This window comes from Burkholderia sp. AU19243 (assembly GCF_018148075.1).
Lineage (GTDB): Bacteria > Pseudomonadota > Gammaproteobacteria > Burkholderiales > Burkholderiaceae > Burkholderia > Burkholderia latens_A.
In genome coordinates, this window is record NZ_JAGSTV010000015.1 from 1 (window position 1) to 25913 (window position 25913).

The 25913-nt window shown below is 63.1% G+C and carries 15 protein-coding genes and 2 pseudogenes; 6 read left to right on the forward strand and 11 right to left on the reverse strand.

Annotation, left to right across the window (positions count from 1 at the left end):
* Positions 1 to 134 (forward strand): annotated as a pseudogene (gene glyA, locus KDW55_RS23810) (serine hydroxymethyltransferase); the annotation flags it as partial.
* A 368-nt stretch (positions 135 to 502) separates the two neighbouring features.
* On the opposite strand, the gene KDW55_RS23815 reads toward glyA, so the two are convergent.
* From KDW55_RS23815 to KDW55_RS23845, 7 genes are all read right to left on the reverse strand, one after another.
* Complete coding sequence (locus KDW55_RS23815; protein ID WP_069242567.1) at positions 503 to 1987, reverse strand: aminotransferase class V-fold PLP-dependent enzyme; 1485 nt, start codon at positions 1985 to 1987, stop codon at positions 503 to 505.
* Between the two features lie 232 nt (positions 1988 to 2219).
* Entirely contained in the window at positions 2220 to 2528 is a 309-nt protein-coding gene (locus tag KDW55_RS23820; protein ID WP_059546294.1) for a TrfB-related DNA-binding protein, read from the reverse strand.
* A gap of 18 nt (positions 2529 to 2546) precedes the next feature.
* Entirely contained in the window at positions 2547 to 2804 is a 258-nt protein-coding gene (locus KDW55_RS23825; RefSeq protein WP_209822165.1) for a PAAR domain-containing protein, read from the reverse strand.
* 72 nt (positions 2805 to 2876) lie between these two features.
* Entirely contained in the window at positions 2877 to 4220 is a 1344-nt protein-coding gene (locus tag KDW55_RS23830) for a virulence factor (RefSeq protein ID WP_212160598.1), read from the reverse strand.
* 134 nt (positions 4221 to 4354) lie between these two features.
* Positions 4355 to 6667 (reverse strand): DUF3274 domain-containing protein, encoded by a 2313-nt coding sequence (locus tag KDW55_RS23835; RefSeq protein ID WP_212160595.1) that lies wholly within the window; start codon positions 6665 to 6667, stop codon positions 4355 to 4357.
* A gap of 18 nt (positions 6668 to 6685) precedes the next feature.
* Positions 6686 to 9460, reverse strand: a complete 2775-nt coding sequence (locus tag KDW55_RS23840; RefSeq protein WP_212160594.1) for a type VI secretion system Vgr family protein — start codon at positions 9458 to 9460, stop codon at positions 6686 to 6688.
* A gap of 929 nt (positions 9461 to 10389) precedes the next feature.
* Positions 10390 to 11043 (reverse strand): glutathione S-transferase family protein, encoded by a 654-nt coding sequence (locus KDW55_RS23845; RefSeq protein WP_069242577.1) that lies wholly within the window; start codon positions 11041 to 11043, stop codon positions 10390 to 10392.
* A 119-nt stretch (positions 11044 to 11162) separates the two neighbouring features.
* Between KDW55_RS23845 and KDW55_RS23850 the strand changes: the two genes are divergently transcribed.
* The 3 genes from KDW55_RS23850 (at position 11163) to KDW55_RS23860 (ending at position 18410) form a co-directional block, all read left to right on the forward strand.
* Positions 11163 to 11978 carry a DUF6597 domain-containing transcriptional factor gene (locus KDW55_RS23850; protein ID WP_212160593.1) on the forward strand — a complete coding sequence of 272 codons (816 nt, stop codon included), beginning with the start codon at positions 11163 to 11165 and terminating at the stop codon, positions 11976 to 11978.
* A gap of 160 nt (positions 11979 to 12138) precedes the next feature.
* On the forward strand, positions 12139 to 12909 hold the full coding sequence (locus KDW55_RS23855) for a hypothetical protein (protein ID WP_212160592.1): 771 nt from the start codon (positions 12139 to 12141) through the stop codon (positions 12907 to 12909).
* 965 nt (positions 12910 to 13874) lie between these two features.
* Positions 13875 to 18410, forward strand: a complete 4536-nt coding sequence (locus KDW55_RS23860) for an AAA domain-containing protein (RefSeq protein WP_212160591.1) — start codon at positions 13875 to 13877, stop codon at positions 18408 to 18410.
* 776 nt (positions 18411 to 19186) lie between these two features.
* Here the strand turns inward: KDW55_RS23860 and KDW55_RS23865 are convergent.
* Both KDW55_RS23865 and glmS read right to left on the reverse strand, forming a co-directional pair.
* Entirely contained in the window at positions 19187 to 19498 is a 312-nt protein-coding gene (locus KDW55_RS23865; RefSeq protein ID WP_212160590.1) for a hypothetical protein, read from the reverse strand.
* A 393-nt stretch (positions 19499 to 19891) separates the two neighbouring features.
* Positions 19892 to 21721, reverse strand: coding sequence for a glutamine--fructose-6-phosphate transaminase (isomerizing) (gene glmS, locus KDW55_RS23870; protein ID WP_212160569.1), 1830 nt, complete (start codon positions 21719 to 21721; stop codon positions 19892 to 19894).
* A gap of 156 nt (positions 21722 to 21877) precedes the next feature.
* Between glmS and KDW55_RS23875 the strand changes: the two genes are divergently transcribed.
* Positions 21878 to 22375: an Lrp/AsnC family transcriptional regulator gene (locus KDW55_RS23875; protein WP_069242599.1), complete on the forward strand. Its 498-nt coding sequence runs from the start codon at positions 21878 to 21880 to the stop codon at positions 22373 to 22375.
* 39 nt (positions 22376 to 22414) lie between these two features.
* Here the strand turns inward: KDW55_RS23875 and KDW55_RS23880 are convergent, their stop codons facing one another.
* Entirely contained in the window at positions 22415 to 22948 is a 534-nt protein-coding gene (locus KDW55_RS23880; RefSeq protein ID WP_040139110.1) for a methylated-DNA--[protein]-cysteine S-methyltransferase, read from the reverse strand.
* A 440-nt stretch (positions 22949 to 23388) separates the two neighbouring features.
* Between KDW55_RS23880 and KDW55_RS23885 the strand changes: the two genes are divergently transcribed.
* Positions 23389 to 24681 (forward strand): MFS transporter, encoded by a 1293-nt coding sequence (locus KDW55_RS23885; RefSeq protein WP_212160568.1) that lies wholly within the window; start codon positions 23389 to 23391, stop codon positions 24679 to 24681.
* 108 nt (positions 24682 to 24789) lie between these two features.
* On the opposite strand, the pseudogene KDW55_RS23890 reads toward KDW55_RS23885, so the two are convergent.
* Positions 24790 to 25894: pseudogene (locus KDW55_RS23890) on the reverse strand (LacI family DNA-binding transcriptional regulator).
* Positions 25895 to 25913: the final 19 nt, after the last annotated feature.

Consider the following 25913-nt stretch of genomic DNA (forward strand, 5'->3'; position numbering starts at 1 on the left):
TCGGGCCGGCGGAAGCGGAGCAGGTCGGCAACCTGATTGCCGACGTGCTCGAGAACCCGGAAGACGCGGCGACGATCGAGCGCGTGCGCGCGCAGGTGGCCGAGCTGACCAAGCGTTTCCCGGTCTACGGTTAAGGCGCGGCAAGCGAATTCGGTCGGATTCAGCCTCCTGCGCGGTTGAACCTTTTGAAATCCGAAGCGATGCAAACAAATCCGGCTCGCGAGGTTCGGCGAGCCGGACTGTTTGTGTCGTCTCGCGGCGATATCGGATTTCGGCGGTGCGCTAAAACGGCGGATGCGTGCACCGTTCGGCGGCGCGCTTTGGCGGCTTGGGGTGTGCAACGAACGCCGAGGAGCCGGGAGGGCGCGACGCATGTCGACATGCCCCGCGCCGCAGGGCAAGCGCGCTGCTGCGCGGCATCGGTCGTATCGCGACGCATAATGCCGGATCGATCGATGCGTGCAGCGAACGCGGGCGGTGTTGCGTTACGCGAGTGTCAGGTTCACACCGTCTCGGCGCGTCGCGCCGTCAGCCGGTTCCACAGCATTCCAGAGCGGCTGCCGCTTCGACAATATGCGAGCACCGGCTTCGGCAACGCGTCGACCAGTGCGCCGAACGCGTCGACTTGCTCGTCGCCGATCCCGTCGCGTTCGACCGGCAGATAGCGTGCGTCGAGGCCGAGTTCGCGCGCGGCCGCCGCGATCTCGTCGAATGACGGCTGATCGGCGCTTTCTCCGTCCGGCCGATTGCAGATCACCGCGCGAAAGCCTGCATTGCGAATCGCTTTCAGCTCGGCCGGCGTAATCTGCCGCGACGCGGTGAATCCGGTGGCAGCCGACGCGCGGCATTGCTCGAGCGCGCGTTCGAAGCATGCAATCGCAAAATCGACGTCCTGCTCCGTCGTGAAGCGGCCGAAGCTCACGCGCACGGTGCGGCCGGCGGCTTCCGGATCGAGACCGATCGCGGTCAAAACGTGCGACGGCGCACCGCTCGTCGAATTGCAGGCGGACGTCGACGATACGGCGAGCGAATCGCCGAGCATGAACGGGAAAAAGCCCGGCGCGTCGACCGTGACGCTCAGCGTGTGCGGAATGCGGCGTGCGGTTGCCGCATTGTGGGTGATGCTGCCGAGCGCGAGCAGCGCGTCCGTCAGCCGCTTGCTGAGCGCCGCGATCCGCACGGTTTCGCGCTCGAGCTTTTCGGCAGCGAGTTCGCACGCGGCGCCCATCCCGACGATCTGATGCGTCGCAAGCGTGCCCGAGCGCAGGCCGCGCTCGTGGCCGCCGCCGTGAATCTGCGGCGCGATCCGATCGGCAATTTCCCGGCGGACGAACAGCGCGCCGATGCCCTTGGGACCATAGACCTTGTGCGCGGACATCGACAGCAGGTCGATGCCGAGCGCGCGCACGTCGATCGGCGTCTTGCCGAGCGCCTGGGCGGCGTCGACGTGCAGCAGCGCGCCGGCCGCGTGCACGACGCGCGAGATCGCGCCGATGTCGGTCAGCGTACCGAGTTCGTTGTTGACGAGCATCAGCGATACGAGCCCCGTATCGGGGCGGATCGCCGCGGCTACCGCGTCGACGGTGATTTCGCCGTCGGCGGTGGGCGATACGAACGTCGTGGTCATCCCGCGCTTCGCGAGATGCGCCATCGTGTCGAGGATGGCCTTGTGTTCGATGCGGCTCGTGATCAGGTGACGCTTGTCGGTCGCCGTTTCCGCGTAGCCCTTGAGCGCGAGGTTGTTCGATTCGGTGGCGCCCGACGTCCAGACGATCTCGTCGGCATCCGCGCCGATCAGCGCGGCGACCTGCGCACGCGCGTGCTCGACCTTCTGCTTTGCGATCCGGCCCGCGGCGTGAGAACTGGAGGCGGGATTGCCGAAAATGCCATCGGCGCCGAGGCAGGCCGTCATCGCCTCGATCACGCCCGGGTCCGCCGGGGTCGTCGCTGCGTAGTCGAGGTAGTGCAGCGGGGTGGTATCGCTCATGTCCTTTCGTTGGCTCTTCTGTTCGTGACGGGGGAAATGATACGAGCAGAGGCGGGGAAAAAGGATCCAAAGTTGGCTGTGAAATTAGCTCGATGTGGAATAACGTTTTATCGAATCCGCATATGGGGGAATCTGCTTCCTCATGATCTCGCCCGCGTAACGGGCTTTGGTCATACGGAAAGCGGGGTGGGCGGGAGGGTCCGGTGGGCGCCCTCCGGCGAGCCGGTCGCGGCTACGGGTTGCGATCGCGCCGATTCGACAAGCGATGTGCGTCCTCGACCCATGCGTGCAGCGCTTGTTCATACTGGGCAGGGATCGTGATCGTCACCGTCGTCAGGCGCGTGACGTTGCCCGGCAGTTCGAGATACCGCTGCCACGCCTTGCGAACGAGCTGCGACATTGCGGAGCGGTTGATGCCCAGTTTTGCGGCCAGCTCGCGCTGTGGGCGCCCCTTCACGAAAATCTCGTGCAGCGCCCACTGGTTCAGCGGCTTGATCCGCGTGTCGTGCAGCCGCAGCAGTCGGAATTGCTCGGCGGTCATGCGTCGCGTCTTCAGCATTCAGCCTCGCACCGACGTCGGAAGGGATGAAATCAGCGTCGCTCCGCATGACGTCTCGTGGCCGTCGAATGCGGCGGCCTGGCCTTCGACGTTGAAGGCCGCATCGCCCGCGACGATCGTGCATGTACCGTGGATCGGGCACGAACACCTGTCGCCGACGCGGGCGACCGCACGCCCCATGACCTTGCTGAGTTCGGCGCCGGACTCGACGCGGCCGCCGTGGGTGTGCCGGTCGCCTACCCGGATGATTCCTCGCATATGACGTGTCCTCTCGAATGGTCCGCGCGGCGGCGGGTGTGTGTTTGCCACGTGCCGCCGCGCGGATTTGTTTCACCACGAATAGCCCTGCATTCCGTAATCGACGTCGTATCGGCGCCCCCACCACGGCAAGTACGCGTTGTTGCCGCCGCGCGCGCGGAACCAGTCCTTGTCCGGGTCGATCGCCGTCAGCTTCGACGGTGGCCTGACGACAACCGCGACGGGGTGATCAGGGTCGGTGGTGCCGGCAACGAGCGCGTTGCCGCCGAAGTGGTTGATCCGGCCGATGGCGAGAGCGACGTTGGTCAATGCGCTGCCGGTGCCCATGTCGCCGAGCAGCGCAGCCGTGTTGAACGTCTGTTTGCGGTGGTCGTATTCGGGGAGCGTTTCCGTCAGGGTCTGCGCAAGCGAGACGAGCCGAGACGACGATGCGTCGCTGGGTGCACCCGCGTCGTGAACGATGTAATCGAGGTCCGTGACTGCGACTCCTCCGTTGCGTGCCGCTTCGTCGATCGTGGCTTTCCATGCCTGCACCGCGCGCGTCGTGCCGACTTTCCGCGCAAACGCCTGTGTATTGCCGACGGCTGCCTTGCCGATCCACGCAAGGGGTTCGCGCTCGGTGTTGAAGTTCGGACCGGCGAGAAACAGCACGACGAGGTTCTCGTTGATCTGCGCGTCGGTCGGCGGGAAATTCGGTGCGTCCCAGTTCATCGCCCAGACGGACTTGTCAGGGTTCTGCTGCAAGTAGTCCAGTGCGTTGTTCAGCGACGTGAAACCGGCATTGGCGCCGCCTTGAGTGATGTGGACGTCGGGGGGCGTGTCGCGGCTCCACAGTGACTTCGGGGACGGCGGCCCGATTTCGAAGCACTGGATAAACTCGTTGACCAAATATGTCTTTGCTTCGACCGGATCGAGCCTCGGCGGTAACGCGAACTCGATACGCACCCCGGCAAGCTCGCGCCAATCCTTCGATTGCTTCGACGCGACGGTGTAAAAGTATTTCGGATTCGAAAAATAGCGAGAGCGCGGCAACACGATAAACTCGTTCACGTACTTGTGATAGAAGCCCTTGAATGTTTCCGTTCCGCGGTTGCCGTATGCAATCCCCGCTACCGACTGCAGGGTAGTGAACGACTCCGGATCTGTACGGACCATATCGTCATTCTTGTTCGGCGCGACAAGCCCTTGCGTCCACAGCAGTTGCCATTCGGTCGGATAGTCCTTGCGTTGCAACGGATTCATCCAGATAAGGCCGACAACTTGCGCGAAGAACGGCTTCGCCGGCTCCGCGACCGCCGATGCCGCGGTGGCCGCAGCGTCCCGGATCGGCGCGGCGTGTGCCGGACGCGCGATCGCCGTGGCGAATGCAAACACCATCAGCGCGGCCAGGCCAGGTACGACAAAGAATCGTTTCATCCAATCTCCTATTTCCAAATGTGCCGGGTCGGGTTGTTCGACGTGTGCCATCAATGAGGCCATCAGCACGGTTGTGATCAGCCATGCCGAAACGGCAATGGCGATACGGTGTGATCGTGTAGCGATCAGTTTTTTCATACGATTCCCCCGACCTTCAGATAGAAGTCGCCTTCACGTTCGTCGGTGATCGAGTCGGGAATGGCGCCTTCGCTGCCATCGGCATGGACCCATTCATGCATTGGCATCTGCTGGAGAATCCCGAATTCGAAGTACCGGAAGTACTTCTTGTTCGCGTTGGTATCCGGAATGCCGTTTCCCATTCGCCAGTCGGCCTCGATCCGCAAGTCGTAGAGTTGGTCGGGCGTCAAATAGCACCGCCCTACGGCAACGTCATACGCAAGCGCCTTCTCCGCGTGCTCGGGATTGGTCATCGTCGTCGAATGATTCGTCGGACTGTTGGTCGCACTGCGATCGAGCCAGTCGACGATCTGCTTGTCGCGCCATTCCTTGTAGCCGTCGGGCATCGCGCTTTTGCCGTCCTCGCCGATCACGTGCCCCTCGCTGTCGACCCATTCGGTATTGAGCGTGCGGCGCGCTTCCATGCGCATCAATGCACGATCCTCGTAACGCTGCCCGGCCTCGGTTGCAGCCGTGCCTCGAGCGACGCCGTCCTCCTTCTTCGGCTGGTATTGGTCGTATGGATCGTCGGCGCGCTTGTCGGAGTCGGCCTTGTTCGCGTCGCGCCACGCGGCTGGCGGATCGTTGCCTTCGTTGAAGTCGCTCACGGCGTCGCCGTCGGTGGTTTCGATCGGCTTGCCGAATCGCAACGCCTTCGGCGTGAACGGTTCGTCGAGTGCCGGCGCATCGGCCATCACCGTCCAGCCTTTCGGCGGATCGGCGTTCACACGCAGCATGTTCAACGCCGAACTGATGCCCGTCACGACAAACATGAGCGGCGCAGTCACGAGCGTCGCCGCGACGCCCAGAACCGACTCGTTTCCCTTGATCGCACCGATCAGATTGAACTTCGCCGACGGCGACGGCGGATACCAGAAGCCGGATGTCGTTCGTTGCTTGCCGTGCCGCCAGTCGTCTTCCCAATAGCGGTAGGATTTCCGTACGCCAACCGGGAAGCCGGACGCAAACACGCGCTGCGTCAGGATGCCCGCCGCACCGATATCGTCGAGTTCATGCTTGCTGAACCCGCGCCAGCCGATGCCTTGAACCGTTACCGCAGAAATCACCTGATCGTGCGGACAGCAATACGCAGTGACGCGGCCATACGTCGACCCGTTCAGGCCGTGCCGCATGCGATCTGCTTGCGCGGCGTAAGAGCGATTGCTCGTCGGCGATACGCGTTCGTTGGCCATGTCTTCATCGACTTTGTCGGCGGGCTGTTCGTGTTCCTTTCGCGCGCCGACGATCGACAGGAATTTTCCGAACGTCTTCGTGCGCGATGCGTAGGTTTGCCGTCCCCGCTGGCCCGATCCGTCTTTCGTCGCGCGTTGCGACCATGTGTCCATGAACGTGTCGGATTTATACGGACCGTCCGCGTTGGCGAGGCTATAAGGCGCGTTTGCGAGCACGTAGGCGTCCGCCACGCAATGGCCTTTGCGTCCCCACGGATCCTCGACATCGGGAAAGGCGTCGCCGAAGAACGCCGCCGCAAGGCCGACGATGTTGCCCTGGCTGTGGCACACGACGGTAATTGGTACGTCGGCCTGCATGCTGCGAATCGACTCGATCAGTCTTGCGAGACGCAATGCGGCGAGCACGCCATACGCGCGCGGCGGCGCACGATACAGCGGACGGTTGGTCGGGTTGATCCCTTGCACGGTCAGCCAGCCCATCGTCCGGTCATCCAGGCCGCCGTGCCAGAGATCAGGCAGGCTTGAACAGCCATTCGTAAACGGACCGCCGCCCCAATAGTCCTTTTCGTTCAGGAAGATCTTGTCGCCGTATTCCTTCAGCTCCGCGGCGGTCGCGCGATATCCCCATCGGAAGTGAATGACGGGGGAGAACGACGGATCTGGCCTGACGTAGTTGCCGTACCAAAGCTTGGGATCGAGAAACCCGTCTGGCGTCACGCTCACCGTGTACTTCGCGGGCGTCAGCTGTCCGGCATCGACCCCGTGATACATCATCTGATCGTCCAGCCGCCCGAGCCGCCGATTCAGCCCGCGGCACAGCCCTTCTTCCGACGCGTCGAACCACTCGCCTTCGGAATTCACGCCATGCACGAAGATCACGATGCCGGGCAACGGCAATTGCTTGATGCAGACGAGCGGCGTGTTCTTCGCGAACATCGTCACGCCTTCGCCGCGGCCGACGACGATCGGCGGCGGTGCAGGCCGCGACACCGCTACGTCGGCAGCATCGGTTTTTGGCACGGGCTCGTCGCGCCGAGCAGCCGCCATCGGCGGCGGGTCGAGAAATGATTCGTTCATGCGGATGCTTGCGTGCTCCTATATTTTTTTCTTGATGAACTGCACGTCCAGTCTCTCGAACCGGTCGGCATCGATAGCCGGGAGTTCGCCGGCCGTATTGGTAGACAAGTCCGATAGCGGCCCGGACGGCTTCCTGACCTCACCATCGAATCCCGCGGCCGCGTTGCCGTCGGTGGGGCGGATCAGCGTCGGTATGCGTCCCAGCGTGTCGCGATCGAACTTCGGCATGTCCGCGTTCATGCTCGACGGGCCGCCCCACACATGACCCGCCGACTTCACCGTGAAGGTGCCCGGACATCCCAATTCGATATCGCCGCCGCGCAGCTTCAGATACGCACCGCCGGACGTGACGAGCACGACTTCGTCGCTCGCCGCGCCCACGAGTTTTCCGCTGCCTGCGGTCAATTGAATGTTCTTCGCCGAATCGATTCGCGTATCGTCGTTCTGCGACTGAATCGCGACCTTCCCCTGATTCGCGATCGCCGATACGCCGTCGCTGTGCGCGAACATCGCGACGCCACGCCCGGCATGCAGATTGATCCGCTCACCGCTAGTCACCTGCACGTGTTGCTGCGCGATCTGATCGATGTTCTCGCCCGCATACGACACGTGCGTTTTCGGCGTGACGTTGAGCGATCCCGACTGTGCGCCGAATGCGATCAATGCCGGCGCGGCGTCGGCCGAACCGGGCCGGACGCGGTCAGGCGTCCAGCGACGCAAGGCTTGCGCGACGCTGTCCTGGCCGCCGGAATCGGCAGGGCGTCCGCCATGCTGACCGGCGTAATCGCCAAGCGATTTGAAGAGTTCGGTGCAGCAATCGAGCAGCCGAACCAGTTCGTCGCGATCGAGCTGGGCGCCGGTGGCCCGCGTACGCGCATAGGTCGACAACAAGATGCCCTGCGCGGCGCGTAACGCCATCGCGGCGTCGGTGCGCAACTCCGCCCCCTCGCCGCGATCGTCGCCATGGCCGTTTTCACGCGGCTGCGTCAGATACCCGAGATTCAGCTGCGTATGCGCGTGTTCGCTCGCCAGTTGTGCCGAGATTTGCGACGGCGTGTCGTCGAAGCGAAGCTGGTTGTAGCGCCGGCCCTTGATCTCGCGGGTCTTGATGCCCGACAGGAAACGATTGCCGGGAAGCGCGCCGGTATGGCTGAACGCCACCGGCGGGTTTGCGCCGTTGCTCAATACGCCGATGATGACCAATCTGTCCGGATCGCCCGACAGACATCCGAGCAGCACTTCCATCCCGACGCGCGGCAGAAAGATCGCGCCGAAGTTGCCGCCCGCGAGGCTCGTGCCCACGCGAATCGGCGCACTGTCGCCAGCCACGCCGTTCGTTCCGGCGCCTTGAGCGTGCGCATGATCGTCCGGATCGTAGCCGTGGATCTGCACGCGCACGCGGCCGGCTTCGTCGCAAAACACTTCGTCGCCCTGCGCGCCGACGATCGTGCCGGTCAGCAGGTGGGCCGGCGGCAGATCGCGCTTCGGATCGTACGCGGGCTTGAGCGGCACGCCGCGACGCACGCACGTGAAGCGATTCTCGTAGCGCGTGTCGGTCTGCCGCGATCGCTCGACCGATGTTGGCGCAACGGTTTGCGCCAGGTTGCCGCTTGCCGCGAACAGCTCGTCGACGCGACCCGCGAGGGACTTCGGGAGGTTGTTCCAGACGTCGTGCCGAACCGACGTGACGACAAACCGGCGACGGTCGATCGGCTTCATGTCGAGCTCGGGGTCGCCCGTCAGCGTGAACCAGCAGCCGACCGGCAGGTCGCGCACGCTGCCGATCCCGTCGTAGCGCTCGGCTTCGAACTGATGCGCGAGTATCCGGTCATGCGTAATGCGATGGTGATCGACCCGCGAGTCGCCGACGTGCGGGACGTCGATCGCGACGTCGGTGAGCAGGCGCGCAAGATCGTCGCCGGATTCGCCCTGCTCGACGTCGCCGATGGCGCTCGAGTCGTCCGCACGGGCCGTCTTGTAGTCCCACGACGGGCGGCGGACCTTGCCGGGCGACAAGCGTTGGGCGTGTGCAAAGAGCGTGACCGCGTCGCGTGGCTCGGTTCCTGCATCACGCGGATGAAGACGCAGCGTGCCAGCCGGCGCTTCCAACAGGCGATGCGGATCGTCGCAAAACACGAGTGTATGAACCGGCCACGCGTCCGTCGTGCCGCGCGCGGTGTCGACCGGCTCGGCTTTCGAGAAGACGGTGATGCCTTCCCGGCGCAGCAGACGCCGGATGAAGCACGCGTCCGACTCGTTGACCTGCCGCGTGAGTTCTCGCACCGGATAGCGATCGGCCTGCAATCCGGTCAGATCGAAATCGAACGCGCGCGCGAGTGCGGGGCTGCGCAGTTTCCACTCCTGCATCAGCGTCGCGAGAATCTCGGGCACGCAGCGGGAGCGGAATACGCGGGCGTTGGTGCGGCGGTCCATCAGCGACAGCGCGTCGCACACGTGCAGTTGATAGACGGTCAGTTCGCCGTCGGATTGACCGGTCCGCACTTCGCGCACGATCGCATTGATCGTGCTCGTGCCGCCGCGATCGGTCGTCAGCCGGACCGATACGGGCAGGCCGAGAAACAGCGTCGGCGACAGATGGTCAAGGGTTGACACGCAGGTCAGGCGCCCGTCGATGCCGGACATCAGCGCCTCGCGGATATCGGCGTGGTGCAACGCAAGCAGCCGGCCGATCGTGCGTTGCGCGCGGCCGAAATGGAGACTAACCGGGCGCGTGTTGCCGTCGATCAGACCCGTCGCAAAATCCCGGAATGTTTTCGCTATCGACGTCGACATAATCGCAATATTGTTTTTATTGAATAGGATTGGTTTGAAATCGGATTTAAATTGGTCCGGCGTGATTGGTTGGAAAAATTGGTCTGGAGAATATCAGGGTTGCCGTGGTCGGCAAGCGATTTTTTATTTTTATGCGGCATTTCGGTGTGGCGTAAACAGTATTTGACGATATTTTTTATCTTGTTGTTTTTGAAAGATCTTATGCCAATAGGTGGTGGGTCGTTCAGCGCAGGTTTCGTGTCTTAAAATACACCTCAACTTGCGCATTTTTAATTATTAAAAATCTGGTTCAGAATGCCGGGAATGGGATTTGTCCGGGGTCGTTGCAAATGTGGGAATATTGCGTCATCGCCTCGGGTATGAATATGCGACGTTCGCATTCCCGGCGAGCGCATATCGATTCCTGGCCGTTTTCATCATTCGCGCTGAGCTGCAAGCAGCCTCGTGTTCTCGGGACGAAGTCGCGACGGATGCCGGTCGGGGCAGCCGCGATGTCCGTGACGGATTCCTCCGTAACCGCGAAACGAGCGCCGCTTTCCCACCGCGCATGCGTGCCTAGTGCTTCTCCGCCGATCTGCCCGCCGGTCGCGCCGGTTACTTGCATTCTGCGAATCGCGCGCTCGCCGGGCGGTCCATACTCGATCCGCATTGGCGCACCTGTCGTTTGGGCGTCGGCTGATTGAATTGTGGGAGGCTGCAACCGGAACACGGCCGCGATGGAGGTCAGCGTTACGCTGCCGTACTTATTGCGGAAGCGGACGAGGGCGTGCGTGTCTGTCGACGATCAACGCGGGAATGGCGGCGCGCACGCGCAGACCAACGGCTTGGTCGATCCGAACGGCGCGTCGCGTTCAGCGAGCCGGGCTGTCGCGCGCACCGGCGTGCGCCCGAGGTTTTGACGCGGTGGCGGGCAGGCGCCCGCCACCGACCTACTTCGCTGCTGCCGCTTTGGCTTTGTCCTGCTCGGCGGCGAGGGCCGCGTCTGCCGCCTGCGCGCGCTGAATCGCCGGGCGCGCGAGCACGCGATCGATATATGCGCGAATGACCGGCGTTTCGGGAATGAGTTTGAACATCGTGGTCCAGTTCAGCGCCGAGCCCCACAGCACATCGGCCGCCGTAAAGCGCTCCCCGAGCAGATACGGACCCTTTGCGAGTTGCGCGTCGATCGTGCGGATGACGGCGTCGAAGTCGCCGTACGGAGACGTCGAGTACGCGGCAGGTGGGCGATTCATCGAACGGTCGATGACGGCCGGCTCGAGGCAGGAACCGTAAAACGTCATCCAGCTCAGGTACGGTCCGCGCAGCGAATCGCCCGCCGCCGGCGACAGGCCCGCTTCCGGATACAGCTCCGCCGCGTACATGTAGACAGCCGCCTGTTCGGTGACGATCACGTCGCCGTGGCGCAGCGCCGGCACCTTGCCCATCGGATTGATCGCGAGGTAGTCGGTTTCGTGGTGTTTGCCGGTGGACAGATCGAACGCATGCACCGCGTAGTCGGCGTGCAGTTCCTCGAGCAGCATCCGTGCGCCGGCCGAGCGGCTTCGCGGGGAGTGGTACAGGGTCAGGTGACGGTCTTGCGGCATCGCGGGCTCCGGGGACGTTCGGGACAGGGTTTCCACTATAGGAGACACACGTGCCGTCGTCTTGGAAAAACCCGCTGCGGCGGTGCATCATCTGCCCGTCGCCTCATCGGTTCGTCACCATGGCCGCCTTGCGTAACGTGACCGACACGCCGAAAGGCGTCGTCGGCCCGAAAGCCTTCAATCAGCGCTTCCGCCTGAATCGCTACTACCCGCGCGCCGAGCTGGCCGGCGTGCTCGATCACCACTGGATCGTCGAATGGGACCTGCGCGACCAGCCGCCGTACGTGCAGCGCACGCTGCCGTATCCGTGCGTGAACCTGGTGTTCGATCGCCGGCAGACCGGCATTTTCGGTGTGGTGTCCGGCGCATTCGAGACGACGCTGACGGGCGCTGGACGGGTGATCGGGTTGCGGTTTCGGCCGGGTGCGTTTCGGGCGTTCTTCGGCAAGCCGGTGCATCTGATGACGGACAAGGTGTTGCCGGTGTCGACGCTGTTCGACTGTAGCGAAGCCGAAGCCGAAGACGCGGTGCTCGGTGCGGACGATGACGCCGGGATGGTGGCCGCCGCGGAGACGCTGCTGATGCGCGTGTTGCCGCCGCCCGATCCGCAGGTCGAGCGCATTCACGCGATCCTGCAGGTGTTGCAGCAGGATCTTCGGCTTACGCAGGTGCGTGATCTGGCCGAGCGCGCTGGAATGAGCGAGCGCACGCTGCAGCAGCTTTTTTCGAACCATGTGGGTGTGACGCCGAAGTGGGTGATCTGTCGATACCGGCTGCATGAAGCCGCGGACAAGCTCGCAGGCGGCGAGCCGGTCGATCTCGCCGGGCTGGCTCAATCGTTGGGCTACTTCGATCAGGCACATTTCACGCGGGATTTTCGGAAGCTGGTGGGAAAGGCGCCGGCCGAGTATCGCCGGGACGATCGGCGGGTGTGACGGGAAGTCCTGTCGGGCGACGGGGCGCGGTAGACGAATTTTGCACAGCGGATGCGTTGCCGATGATTCCACCCTATAGTGCTCGTCGTTGACCGATCTGCAAGAGAATCAGGAGCTCATTGTGTTGCACCGGAAATCCAGGCTGCCCCGCTCGACGTTCATGCGTGCCGTTGCCGTCGCCGTGATACTGGCGCCATTCGCCGCGCAGGGGCAGGGCGCTGTCGGCGGCACGATGCGCGTCGCGTCGGCCGTCAGCCGCGACACGTCGCCCGCGCGGCCGATCGTCGGCGACGATCCGGTTGCGATTCGCGATGCGCTCACGAAGCAACACACCAGCACCGGCACGCCTTCATTGAGTGCCCGTATTCGTGGTCTGGTTCCCGGCGCTGCCGTCCGGCATGGTCCGAACCCCGAACTCGCAGCCGTCGATCTGGATCGCGACGTGACGTTCGTGGTGCCGTTGCGTTACGGCGTGCGGTACCAGGCGAAGCGGCAGCTGTTGACGATCGATGTCGATCTGTTCGATGCGGAGCGTGACGACCGGACGGGCATCCTGCTCAGAAAGGTGACGACGGGGCGTCGAGGACGAGGGCTCGTGATTGCGCCGGAAGCGAAGGCGAAGGGATATATCCAGCAGGTCGATATCATCGAGCTCGAGTCGGGGCACGGGAAAAAGACGACCGTTCGGAGCAACGTGCGGGTTGTGCCGGCTGTGTATGCGCAAACGCATGGCGACTTCGCGCTCGTTTTTTCCGGGCGGCTGGTGCGGCCTTACCTCACTGAAGAAACGGAGCATGCCGAACCGAGCATCGACGAGCCGACGGACATTACGACTCGGGTCTCCAAGCTGCATATGGATATCGACGCCATCTCGCTCGTGAGTCCGTCGAGCGGTGTCGTGTTGTCGAGAAAGGTGCGGTTGTCGAAGTAGGGTTGGGCCGCGCTCAAAGTGCTCCGCCCGGCGGTGCGCCGGACCGGTTCTCGCGACGCGGCCGCCTCCCGCAGCGACATCGGGCGTCAGGCGAAACGTTGCGCATCGCTTGAAGGGGGGCTGTTCGAAGTTGGCAAATGCTGAGTTGCATTAGTTTTGGTCACACGTCGCCATCAGTTCTGGTTTAACGCAGATTTCGTTGGGAAATCAATGATTTCCTCGGCTTGCCCGGCCACACTCAAGCCGGTCGGTGTTTGCATGCACGTCTTGAATATCGGTACCCTCGTTTTTCCAATAGTTTCGGTTACGGCCGACCTCGCACAGAGCTGTGCCGTTACCTATAACCCGTCCGCAAAATAAAGCATAAGCTGTCTGCGGCGGCTGGTTCTGTTTCCCGCCGCCTCTCCGCAGTAAACCAAAACGTGGCCAAACGGAACGAAATAAAGCATAAGACATCCCCAGAAATCGCCGATAAAACAGTCTATTTTTCCCGCCTTTTCGCAACAAAATTGCGGATAGCATGGAAAAACCCCTTCAGTCGTGAGCGACAGATGGGACGCTCGAACGAGGGCCGACATCCCATCTGCGTTTGACTCTCCACCATCACCGGGAGACTGCAATGGCCGTCCGGATACCACGCCCCGCATCCCACAGAATCCAGCCCCAATTCTCCGGCCAATCGGCGCGTGCGACCTGTACTTCAGACGGCAATCGTGGTTGCCGTTAATCAGGTGATTGTGTAACGTACTCTGCGATACAAAATCGCTGGGAAGAATATGCGCGTTGGCAAAACTGAGACCATCAATGTGCGCGTTCGGCCGGACCTAAAGCGCCTGCTCCAAGAAGCCGCGGAATGCGAAAACCGCAGCCAGACGAACCTGCTCGAGACGCTTATCCTCGACCACTGTCGAAAACTCGGGCTCGTTGTGCAGCCGCGCGTGAACCGCACCGAATCCGAGGGATAAATGAGTTCTTCCAGCTTGCTTACCAAGCTGCTTGACTACGTCGTCGAGCAGTCAAAGGATATCGACCCGCGGGGGTTCAGGCTTTCCGGCACCGACGGATTCCTTCGCACGAGTGGCGACCTGCGAGGGCTGCCCGGCATCGACCTCGACATCAAGGTCGAAGGCGACCATATCTGGCTCCGCGTTGAGCGACTTGAGGCCCAGAATCCGCCAGCGGTTCCGCCCGAACAGAAGGAACTGTTTGTCGTCGACTCCAACCCGACTGGAAAGCTTCCGCGTATCAATGAAGCGGCGCTGGAGCGGCGCCTTGCCGTCATGACGGAAGGCAAGCCTGAGCTGGAGTCGCAGCAGCTTGCAGGCCGCGAGAAAGAGGCTGTTCAGGCGGAGCTGGAGCGCTACACCAGACTCTGGCAGACGTGGGCCGAAGTGGAAAAGCCGCGGTGGCAGGCTATCCGACTTTACGGTGAGCTGTTCTCGCTCAAGCAGCAGTTGGAGCTTGAAGACACGGCCAAGCCGCAGGAGTTCGTGTGCGGCATTGGTGTCGCGTCCTGGAAGATGAGCTTCGAGGAACGCACGAAGAAGGTCGACTTCGACTATCAGTATCCGGTGCTCACGCAGTCGCTCGAACTGGCCATCGACGACCGCACCCTCGCCATTGAGGTCCGGCCACGCGCGGTCAGCCCGCGCATCGAATTCGACGCATTTTCCGCCTGTCAGCTGCAAAGTGCCGCAGCAGTCGAGCGTGCGGTCAAGGAGGAACTCGAGCGGTCGGCCGAGCGCCCGCCCGACCCGTTCGACCCGGGTACCTACGAGCATGCCCTGAGAAGCGTTGCAGGCAACATCGACCGCAACGGCAAATACATTGAAGGGCAGGTCGGGCTCCCTCCCGCTGGTCCGTCGCTGCTCGTCACGGACCTGTGGGTGCTCCACTCGAGGCCCCGGTCGAACAACTTCCTGCACGAGGACATCGAGCGACTCAAGGCGCGCCTGAAAGACGGCGCCGAGATTCCGGAAGGCCCGCTCGCGCTGGTCACACCGCCCGCCGATGAGAAGGTCAGCTATGAGGCCGTCTCGTTTCGCGGTCTCGCGGGTACGCCATCCGGTGGTTCGGGGAAGCCCCGAGAACTGTATTTTCCGCTGCCCTACAACCACGAGCAGGTCACCATCGTCGAGCAACTCGAGCGCTCCGACGGCGTGGCGGTGCAGGGCCCGCCCGGGACCGGGAAGACGCACACCATCGCCAATATCATCTGCCACTACCTGGCGAACGGAAAGAAAATTCTGGTGACGTCGAAAGGCGAGAAAGCCCTCGAACTGCTGCAGGAGAAGATTCCGGAGGAAGTGCGACCGCTGACCGTGGCATTGCTTTCGGGTGACCGCCAGGGCATGCAGCAGTTTCAGGCCAGTATTGAGGCCATCATCCACCAGGTTAGCCAGATGAACCCGGACGTGGTCGCCTCCCAGATTCAGGCAGACCTCTCCGCCATCGACCGCGCGCATACCACCATGCAGCGCATCGACCGCCGCATCGATGAAATCGCGATGACGCAACTATCCGACGTGGAAGTGGATGGCGTCGTGATGCGTGCCCAGAAGATGGCCGAGTTCGTCATCGAAGGCGGGAAGACGTTCTCCTGGTTTGACGATTCGCTCTCGCTTGCTCCCGAGAATGCGCCACCGCTGGTCGCCGAGGAAGTCAGTGCGTTGCGCGAGGCGCGGCGCAACCTCGGCTCCGACATTGGATATGTTTCGTCGCATCTGCCGGCGAGTGCCGCGCTCCTGACCGTGGATGATGTCCGCCGGCTTCATACGGTCATGGTGAATATCGCGAGCCTCGAGGAGGCAGAGGCGAAGGGCACGCTCATTCCGTTGAGGGCGACAACTGACGATGTTTACGAGCACGCGCGCGACATGCTCGTCAAGGTCGACGCGGCCGTCACACTCGCCATCGAAATTGAAGAAACCGAAGAGACCTGGCCGTTTGACCTACGGCGCAAATGCCGCCGCGCCGACCACGCGACTGAACGCATGGCGCTGGAAGCGCTTTTTGGGGAATCCGACCAGCTGATGGAGGCGCGCTCGGCGTTCATGCAGCGCCCGGTCAAAATCGACGAGGCCGCGCTTGGTTCACCGAAGGTGAAAGAGGCGCTTGAGCGCGCGGCAAAGACCGGCAAGCCCTTCGGCATGTTCGCAATGGGCGCGGGCGACGCCAAGGAAATGGTGGCTTCAATTCGTATCGCCGAAATCGCGCCGAAGAACGAAGCCGACTGGCAGCATGCGCTCTCGTATGTCAACCTGCACGAGAAGGTTGCCTCCTTCTGCGCGCGCTGGAACGAGTTCGCCGATGTTCTGGTCGTCCCGAGACTCACACCGAGCGTCTCGCAGTTGCGTCACATTGAGCGGGTCACCATCGCTGCACGCAAGGCACATGCTTTCGCGACGAACCACGACGCCCATCTGACCGCGGTCGCCGACAAGGTGTTCGCAGAACCGCCCGTGGACGACCTTCGTGGTGGCTCGAAGGAGCTTTCACGCGTTCGCGAGTATCTACGCCAGCACCTGAGTCGCGTTGAGCTGGCGCAGGCGACGACGAACCTGAGCATCCTGCGCGAGAAGCTTGCGGGCACCCGCGGTCCGGTGGCGGAGCGGCTGCGCGATTTTGCGGAGAACCGTCTGGGTGAGCCAGCGTTGCCGGCCGAGAAAGCGGCCGCCGACTACGCCGAGTTGGTTGCAGAATTGCGGCGCATCGAAGGACTCTTCAACGAGCTGGAAGCGGTCCGCACGCTCAGCAAGAAGATTGAGACCGCGGGTGCTGTGCGCCTCGCCGCGCGTCTCCGCAGCGTCCCGGTGCCCGCAGCTGGGGACGACGTCACGTGGCCCGCAAGCTGGCGCGAAGCGTGGAACTGGGCGCGTGTGCGCGACTACCTGGAAAGCATCGAAGCGAGGCAGGAACTGCTTGAACTCGCGGCCCAGCGCCGGGATGTCGAGTCGGGGCTCTCCCGCCTGTACTCGAGCATGGTGTCAAAGTCGGCATGGCTCTCGACCAAGATGAACGCGACGCCCAAGGTCCTGTCGGCGCTCGAGACATACCGTACTGCAATTCGCCGCATCGGCGCCGGCACCGGCCCCAATGCGGTCCGGCACCGTCGCGACGCGCAGAAGGCGATGCATGACGCACAAGATGCCGTGCCGTGCTGGGTGATGAGCCACGCCAAGGTGTCGGAAACGCTCCCGGCTAACCTCGGCGCTTTCGACCTCGTCATCGTCGACGAGGCGTCGCAGTCTGACCTGTGGGCGTTGCCGGCAGTCCTGCGCGGCAAGAAGATTCTGGTGGTTGGCGACGACCGGCAGGTGTCGCCGGATGGCAGCTTCATCTCGGCCGTGCGTATCCAGGAGCTGAAGGACCGTTTCCTTGCTGACCAGCCCCATGCGCCCGTGCTCACGCCGGAGAAGTCGCTCTACGACATCGCGTCGACTGTGTTCGCCGCGCAGAAGGTCATGCTGCGCGAGCACTTCCGGTGCGTCCCGCCCATCATCGCGTACAGCAACAAGCACTTCTATAAGGATTTCATCCAGCCACTGCGCATTCCCAAGATGTCACAGAGGATTGACCCGCCGCTGGTCGACATCTATGTGCCGCACGGCTTGCGCGACAAGCGGGATATCAACCGCGCAGAGGCAGAGGCGATTGTGGCCGAAATTCAGGCCATCCTAGCCAACCCGCAGTTCGAGCATCGCACGCTGGGCGTGGTCACGCTGCTCGGGCCAGAGCAAGGCAAGTTCATCGACACGCTCGTGCGCGAACGTTGTGACGCGGCTGAACTGCACCGGCGTAAGTTCGCCTGCGGCGATGCCCGGACATTCCAGGGTGCTGAGCGCCACATCATTTTCCTGTCGCTTGTCATCGACTCGTCCGGCACGCGAGCGCTTTCGGACCAGTCGTCAGAGCAGCGGTTCAACGTCGCTGCGAGTCGCGCGCAGGACCGCATGTATCTCGTGCGTTCCGTGAAGCTCTCGGAGCTGTCTGCATCAGGGAAAGACCTGCGCGCAGGCCTGTTACAGCATTTCTCGATGCCAATCGACCAGCACGGCAATGGCGAGGAGGAAAAAAACCTCATCGACCTATGCGAGTCGGGCTTTGAGCGGCAGGTGTACACGGAGCTGGTGAACCGGGGTTACCGTGTCATTCCACAGGTAAAGGCGGGCGCATTTCGCATCGACATGGTGGTTGAGGGCGCGAACGACGCGCGACTTGCCATCGAACTAGATGGCGATGAGTTTCATGGCCCCGACCGATGGCAAGCGGATATGAATCGGCAGCGGGTGCTTGAGCGCGCCGGTTGGGTCTTCTGGCGCTGCTTTGCTTCGACCTGGTCGATGCGCAGGGAGGAAGTGCTCAACGACCTCCTGGCTCGCATGTATGCGCTTGGCATTGAGCCCTTGGGAGCTATTGAGCGAGTGCCGGCGCTAGTCGAGTACCGGGAATGGAATGGTGAGCGCGATGACTTGGTCGACGAAGAACAGCTACCTGCATAGTCCTTGGCCAGAATCCGACCTGTTGATGTCGCAGATAACGTCACACGGAAAGCGGCGAAGTCTCTGCTGAAGCTTCTATTCGGAGCGAGCACGGTCAGCAATAGCCACAACAAATCAGAGGGAGCAACCGATGAAAGAGCGTTGTGAGAGATGCGGTTGCACTCCCCACTCGCCTCGGCATCGCTGTTCACTTTGCGGCAAACTTGTATGCAAGACAAATTGCTGGTCGGCGTCAGCGAAAACCTGTAATCACTGCGCCCCTGAGAACATGGCGAAGCAAGTCGCATCGCTCGATGTGTCCCGGCCGACGCCAACCGAACACAAGACATTTGATGGCAAGCCTATCTACATGTGTAGTGCGTGCAAAGGTTTTGTCGGCCGGAGTGCATTGCGATGTTCTTCCTGCGGGAAACCTGTCCGTTGGGTATAGCTTCGACGTTTTCTCTCGCGACCGAAGTTGCTCCACCGCAAGTCTTCGACCGACCGCTTCGACCACTGAGGCAGTTCGGTGAAGCGGCAGTAACGTCATCGAGAAGGGCAGGCGTGAGTCGTCGAAATAGAAGGAGCGGGGATGAGTGAAACATTCACGAGAGCGACCGCGGCAATGCGTGCCGTCCGAATGGGTGTTAAGACGAGACTGGCTGAATCGCGTCGTCGAGTAACCGGCGTCGCTATTTTGTTCCTTTCAATTTCCCGCAATCTCAGAAGCGTGCCGTGGTCCACCGGTAAGGCGCGAAGCGGTCCGCGCTGCTTTCCGACTTGTTCGGCCGGATGACTCACTTGGTTGCACTATTGCGAGCGAGTTCTGGCAAAGTCGACATCGGAAGGAGCCAGGTCACGACAAATCCTGTCAGTTCCTCGTTGCAGAGTCCCGCGACCAGATATGCGCGACGCGATTCGTCGAAGGTCGCTTTCCGGACTTCAAAGTGGGCTTGATTTCCGCGCTCTTTAGTGCCGGGTTTGTATAGGGTGACGGCACGGCATTTCAGCTGGATGGCGACTGATTGGCCGGTTGCTTTGTCCCAGAACAGGCAGTCAATGCCGTCGTCAACGACTGTCGTGACAAAGGCTAAGTGTGCCGTCATCACGACGAGACGCCTCTTTCGGAGCAGGAGCTTCTGCTCGCACTTGCCGAGGGGGAGACAGCGCTCCTTAAAAGTCCGCCCTTAAATATCTTCTTGTGCGTAAGGACGGCGACCTTCGGGCCGCGGCTAGAGACCGCTGTCAAATTGGTGCTCGGATGTAGCTGGTCCGTCGCGCGTAGGTCCGACGCCGGAGTCCTCGGCCTGGTGACCAGCGCGCCGGGTCTGTTTTCTACCGCGCGCTGGCTGTCAGCCCCGCCAAATCGTTCTTGTAATACTTCCACTTAAGCCCCGCCCCGCTTCGATTTGCGAGGTATCGAAAGGTGTTAAGTGAAATTTTTCCGAACGCGTTAAGTGAAACTATTCAAAGTTGCTAAGAACACGAACCCGTGAGCCGCCTCACTCCACCGTCACCGACTTAGCCAGATTTCTCGGCTTATCGATATCCGTTCCTCGCGCCAACGCAGCGTGATAGGCCAGCAACTGCATCGGCACCGTATGCAGAATCGGCGACAGCGGCCCGTAGTACTCGTTGAGCCGAATCACGTCGATCCCGTCGCCCGGCGCCAGCCCGCAATCCACGTCCGCGAACACGAAAAGCCTGCCGTTCCGCGCACTGACCTCATGCATGTTCGATTTCAGCTTCTCCAGCAGCACATCGTTCGGCGCCACCGCAATCACCGGCATTTCATTGCTGACCAGTGCGAGCGGCCCATGCTTCAGTTCCCCGGCGGGGTAAGCCTCCGCATGGATATAGGAAATCTCCTTCATCTTCAGCGCGCCCTCGAGCGCGATCGGATAATGCATCCCGCGCCCGAGAAACAGCATGTTGTCGCGTCGCGCGAGCAGCTCCGACCAGCCCATGATCTGCGGTTCCAGCGCAAGCACCTTCGCCATCGCATCCGGCAAATGGCGCAGCGCGCGCAAATGCTCGTGCTCGTCGGCATCGCTCAACCGCCCGCGCACCTGCGCCAGTGACAGCGTCAGCAAGAACAGCGCAACGAGCTGCGTCGTAAACGCCTTCGTCGACGCAACTCCGATCTCGATCCCGGCGCGCGTCACGAATTGCAGCGTGCATTCGCGCATCAGCGCACTCGTCGCGACGTTGCAGATCGCGAGCGTATGCATCATCCCGCGCTGCTTCGCCACGTGTACCGCACCGAGCACGTCGGCCGTCTCCCCGCTCTGCGACACCGCGACGACGAGCGTGCGCGGGTTCGGCACGCTGTCGCGATACCGGAACTCGCTCGCGATCTCGACGCTTGCCGGCAGTTTCGCGAGGCTCTCGATCCAGTACTTCGCGGTCAGCGCCGCGTGATAACTGCCGCCGCACGCGAGCAGCAATACCGAATCGACGTCGTTGAACACGCGCCACGCACCGTCGCCGAACAGCTCGGGCATGATCGACGCGACGTCGAGCAGCGTGTCGGCCACCGCCTGCGGCTGCTCGAAAATCTCCTTCTGCATGTAGTAGCGATACGAACCGAGATCGGCCGAGCCGCTATGCGCGGCCACGCGCTGCACCGCGCGCTCGACGCGCTGGCCGGCCGCATCGACGATCCAGTAGCGATGCAGCTGGATGTCGGCGACGTCGCCGTTTTCGAGGTACGCGACGCGATCGGTGATGCCCGACAACGCGATCGCATCCGATGCCAGGAAGTTTTCGCCGTCGCCGACACCGACGACAAGCGGCATCCCGTCGCGCGCGCCGACGATCCGGTGCGGCTCGTCGCGGCACATCACCGCGATCGCGAAGCTGCCGCGCAGGCGCGCAACCGCGCGGCGCACCGCGTCGAACAGGTCGCCGTCGTACATATGATCGATCAGATGCGCGATCGCCTCGCTGTCGGTCTGGCTCGCGAACACGTAGCCGTGTGCCTGGAGTTCCGCACGCAGCTGGTCGCAGTTCTCGATGATTCCGTTGTGCGACAGCGCGATGCGTGCGTTGTCGTCGCTCGGCGAGAAGTGCGGGTGCGCATTCAGTGTGACGGGTGCGCCGTGCGTCGCCCAGCGCGTATGCGCGATGCCGGTGTACCCCGACAACGCGTGCTCGGCGATCTCGCGCTGTAGCCTGGCGACGCGGTCGACGCTGCGCGCGCGTGCCAGCGCACGGTCGCGGTACACCACGACGCCACACGAATCGTAACCGCGGTATTCGAGCCGCTTCAGCCCGTCGACGAGGTTCGGCAGGATGTCCCGCTGGGCAACCGCTCCGACAATTCCACACATATCGCGCTCCGTAAACGTCGTGTCTGAATCCGTGACAGCGATGGTAGAAGCGAGCGAATGGAATTAAATTTCAAAATAAGCGCGCTAGTGAAAAAAGGCAGCGGGCGGTTATCATGTTGAAATTAAATTTCAAGCCTTGATCGAAAGGAGCCGTGGATGGCCGGCATCACCCTCGACGAACTCGACCTGCGCATTCTCGCGATCCTGCAGGACGACGCATCGATTTCGAATCTGCAACTCGCCGAACGCGCGCTGTCGTCGCCGCCGACCTGCATGCGCCGCGTTCGACGGCTGACGGAGGCGGGCGTGATCCGCCGTCAGATCGCGGTGCTCGATCCGCGCGCGATCGGCACGGGCGTCACAGCGCTGATCGAAATCAGCCTCGACCGGCAGACGGCCGAAGACTACGATGCGTTCGAAGCGTACGTGTGCGCGGAGCCCGCGGTCACGCAGTGCTATCGCGTGTCGCCTGGGCCGGATTTCGTGGTGGTGGCCGATCTGGCCGACGTCGCCGAATACGACGTATTCGCGCGGCGGCTGTTCACCGGCGCGTCGAACGTGCGCAACGTGCGGACGTTCTTCTCGACGCATCGCGCGAAATTCGAGGCGAACGCACGGGTGGCGCATGCGACGCGCAAGCGCGATGGCGGCTAGGCCGGACGACGCGCATCGAGCGGGCAAGCGTTTCCCGCATCAGAACGCGAGCGTTTGCTGAACCGGATGAAGCGCGTCACGCGCGAATCCGGCGCCTTCGAGCGACAGCAACGCGCGCTTCCGTTCGATCCCGCCCGCATACCCGGTCAGGCTGCCCGACGCGCCGATTACACGATGGCACGGCACCATGATCGACACGGGATTGCGGCCGACCGCGCCGCCGACGGCACGCGCGGCGCTCATAGGCAGCCCGACGCGTGCGGTGATATCGCCATACGACGCGAGCTCGCCGAATGGAATCGCGAGCAGTTGCGCCCACACGCTGCGTTGAAACGCGGTGCCGCGCAGTTGAATCGGCACGCTGAACCTTTCGCGCGTGCCGGTGAAATATTCGGCAACTTCTTCGGCCACCTTGCGTACGAGCGGCGACGCGTTGCGCGCGTTCGCATCCGGTGCGATCGCAAGCGGCGGATAGTATTTCTGGCCAACGAAAAACAGGCCCGTCAACGCATCCTCTTCAATGCGGATGGCGATGTCGCCAAGCGGGCTCGAAATCAGATGAGCGGGTGTCATCGGAAAGCTTCTCCATGAACGCGGCGGCGCGGCGTACGCGCGCCGCCGAAACGCCTGTCTCGCGACAGCAGAGCCGCAGCAGCTCTCGGGATCGACGCGTACGGGACGACTGTAAACCATCGGCGCGACCGATTCTGGCCGGAATCGCCGGCGAGTCATCCCGTGGTTTCGCTGCCGGAAAATCGGGGAAAAACGGTTAATGCCATTCTGCGAAACAGTCGTCTCTTTTCGCGCGACTGAATTTGAGATGACTCATCGAAATCCCGGACTGACAACGCACCGCCCGGCATCCTATGCTTTGAAAAACGTTTTCCAGCATTCGCTGGGGAGGCGGCTGCGCCACGCAACGGCGGGCCGCTGCCCGCGCCGGCGCCCGTCGCCGGTCATGGATACGCATCGACATGCGGCGCGACGGGCGCGGCCGCGCATCGGAGACATTCATGCAATCTGCCGTCGTCGGCGCGGTCCGCGCGGCCGCGAGCCGCTATCGCTGGACCGTCTGTGCGCTGCTGTTCTTCGCGACCGTCATCAATTACATGGATCGCCAGATCCTCGGCCTGCTCGCGCCGATGCTCCAGCACGACATCGGCTGGAGCCAGGTGCAGTACGGCCGCATCGTGATGGCGTTCTCCGCGTTCTACGCGATCGGCCTGCTCGGCTTCGGGCGCATTGTCGACTGGCTCGGCACGCGCATCTCGTATGCGGTCGCGATGCTCGTATGGAGCATCGCGGCGATGCTGCACGCGGCAGTCGGCTCGGTGGCGGGCTTCGCGGCCGTGCGCGCGCTGCTCGGGATCGGCGAGGGCGGCAACTTCCCGGCGGCGATCAAGACGACGGCGGAATGGTTTCCGCGCCGCGAACGCGCACTCGCAACCGGCATCTTCAACTCGGGTGCGAACATCGGCGCGGTGTTCGCACCGGCGATCATTCCCGCGATCGCGGTGGCGTACGGCTGGCGCGCGGCGTTCGTGATCGTCGGCGCGATCGGCATCGTGTGGCTCGCGGTGTGGCTGGTGATGTACCGGACGGCCGACACGCGCGCGCTCGCAGCCGAGTACGACGAGCCACGCGACGAAGCCGAAGCGCTCGACGCGGCGAACGCGGATGCCGGCGCGCCGCGCTGGGGCGAACTGATCCGCAAGCGCGAGACGTGGGCATTCCTGATCGGCAAGTTCCTGACCGATCCGGTGTGGTGGTTCTATCTGTTCTGGTTGCCGAAGTGGCTGAACGAGTCGCGCGGGATGGACATGCAGCATATCGGGCTGCCGCTCGTGTGCATCTATGCGCTGACGACGGTCGGCAGCATCGGCGGCGGCTGGCTGTCGTCGGTGCTGCTGCGCGCCGGCTGGAGCGTGAACGGTGCGCGCAAGACGGCGATGCTGATCTGCGCGTGTTGTGTGCTGCCGATCGCGTTCGTATCGCAGGTGCAGAGCCTCTGGATCGCGGTGCTGATCGTCGGCGTTGCCGCCGCCGCGCACCAGGGCTGGTCGGCGAATCTGTTCACGACGGCATCCGACCTGTTCCCGCGCCGTGCGGTGGCGTCGGTGGTCGGCATCGGCGGGATGGCCGGCTCGATCGGCGGCGTGCTGTTCTCGGAAGTGATTGGCCAGGTGCTGCAACGCACCGGCCATTACTGGGTGCTGTTCGCGATCGGCGCGCTGGCGTACCTGCTCGCGCTGGCGGTCATGCACGTGCTCACGCCGAAGATGAAGCCGGCGAAGCTCGACGCGTGATCGCGTCGCGGCAAACGACCGCGCCGCCTGCAGGCGGCGCGTTTTCATTTGAAGTGCGGCGAAGCGGTGCCCGCCGGCTGGAAGAGCCGAGCGCGCGCGCCGACCGGTTCAACCGGCCGCGGCCGTCGATGCACGCATGATCAGCCGCGGCTCGAACGTCGAGTAGCTCGCGTCGGTGCGCCCGGCGAGCGCGTCGATCAGCTTCTGCATCGCGAGTTCGCCCATGTTTTCGCTCTGGATGTCGATGGTGGTCAGCGCAGGCGCCGCATATTGGCCGTACGGCACGTTGTCGATGCCTGCAACGGATACGTCCTGCGGCAGCCGGAATCCGAGCGACGCGGCTTCCTTCATGAAGCCGAGCGCGATCAGGTCGTTGTAGCAGATCACGGCCTGCGGACGCTGCGGCCCGAGCATCACGCGCGAGCATGCGCGCTCGCCGGCTTCGGCGGTCGGCGCGTGCGCGTCGTGCACGTCGAGCGTGAGCCCCGCTTCGGCGAGGCAGTCGCGCGCGCCCTGGATCCGTTCGTCGTTCACGCGCGCGGTTCCGAAGCCGAGGTACGCGATGCGCGTGTGGCCGAGATTGAGCATGTGCCGCGCGAGCATGTAGGTGGCGAGCCGGTTGTCGATGCCGACGCTCGGAATCGGCAGACCGGGGCTGCGCCGCAGCAGCACGAGCGGCTTGTGCAGGTCGAGCATCCAGCCGGCCTCGTCGTCGGGCATCCGCGTGCTGACGATCAGCCCGTCGACGCGCTGCGCGAGCGCCTCGATCAGCGAACGTTCGCGCGCCTGGCTCTCTTCGGTGTCGACGAGCAGCAGCGTGTAGTCGTGCTGGAGCGCGACGCGGTTCGCGCCTTTGACGACGTTCGTGAAATGCGGGTTGCTGATGTCGAGAATCACGACGCCGATGGTCCGCGTGCGCCCCGTAATCATCGAGCGCGCGAGCGGGTTCGAACGGTAGCCGAGCCGCTCGATCGCTTCCTTGAGCCGCGCTTCCACGCTCGGCGAGAAGCGCTGCGTGCCGTTCACGTACTTGGATACCGTCGCAACCGACACGCCGGCTTCCGCGGCCACGTCGCGGATCGTCGGGGAAACTCTTTTCATCGGAAGGGTAACGTTTTCGTTCAATTGCCCGCGATTGTGGCAGAAAAAGCCGGCCTCCGGCCGTCACACTGGCATCGGGAAAATGCGGATGATCGCGAACGGCTCCCGCCATTGACGTCCGGGTTTCGTCC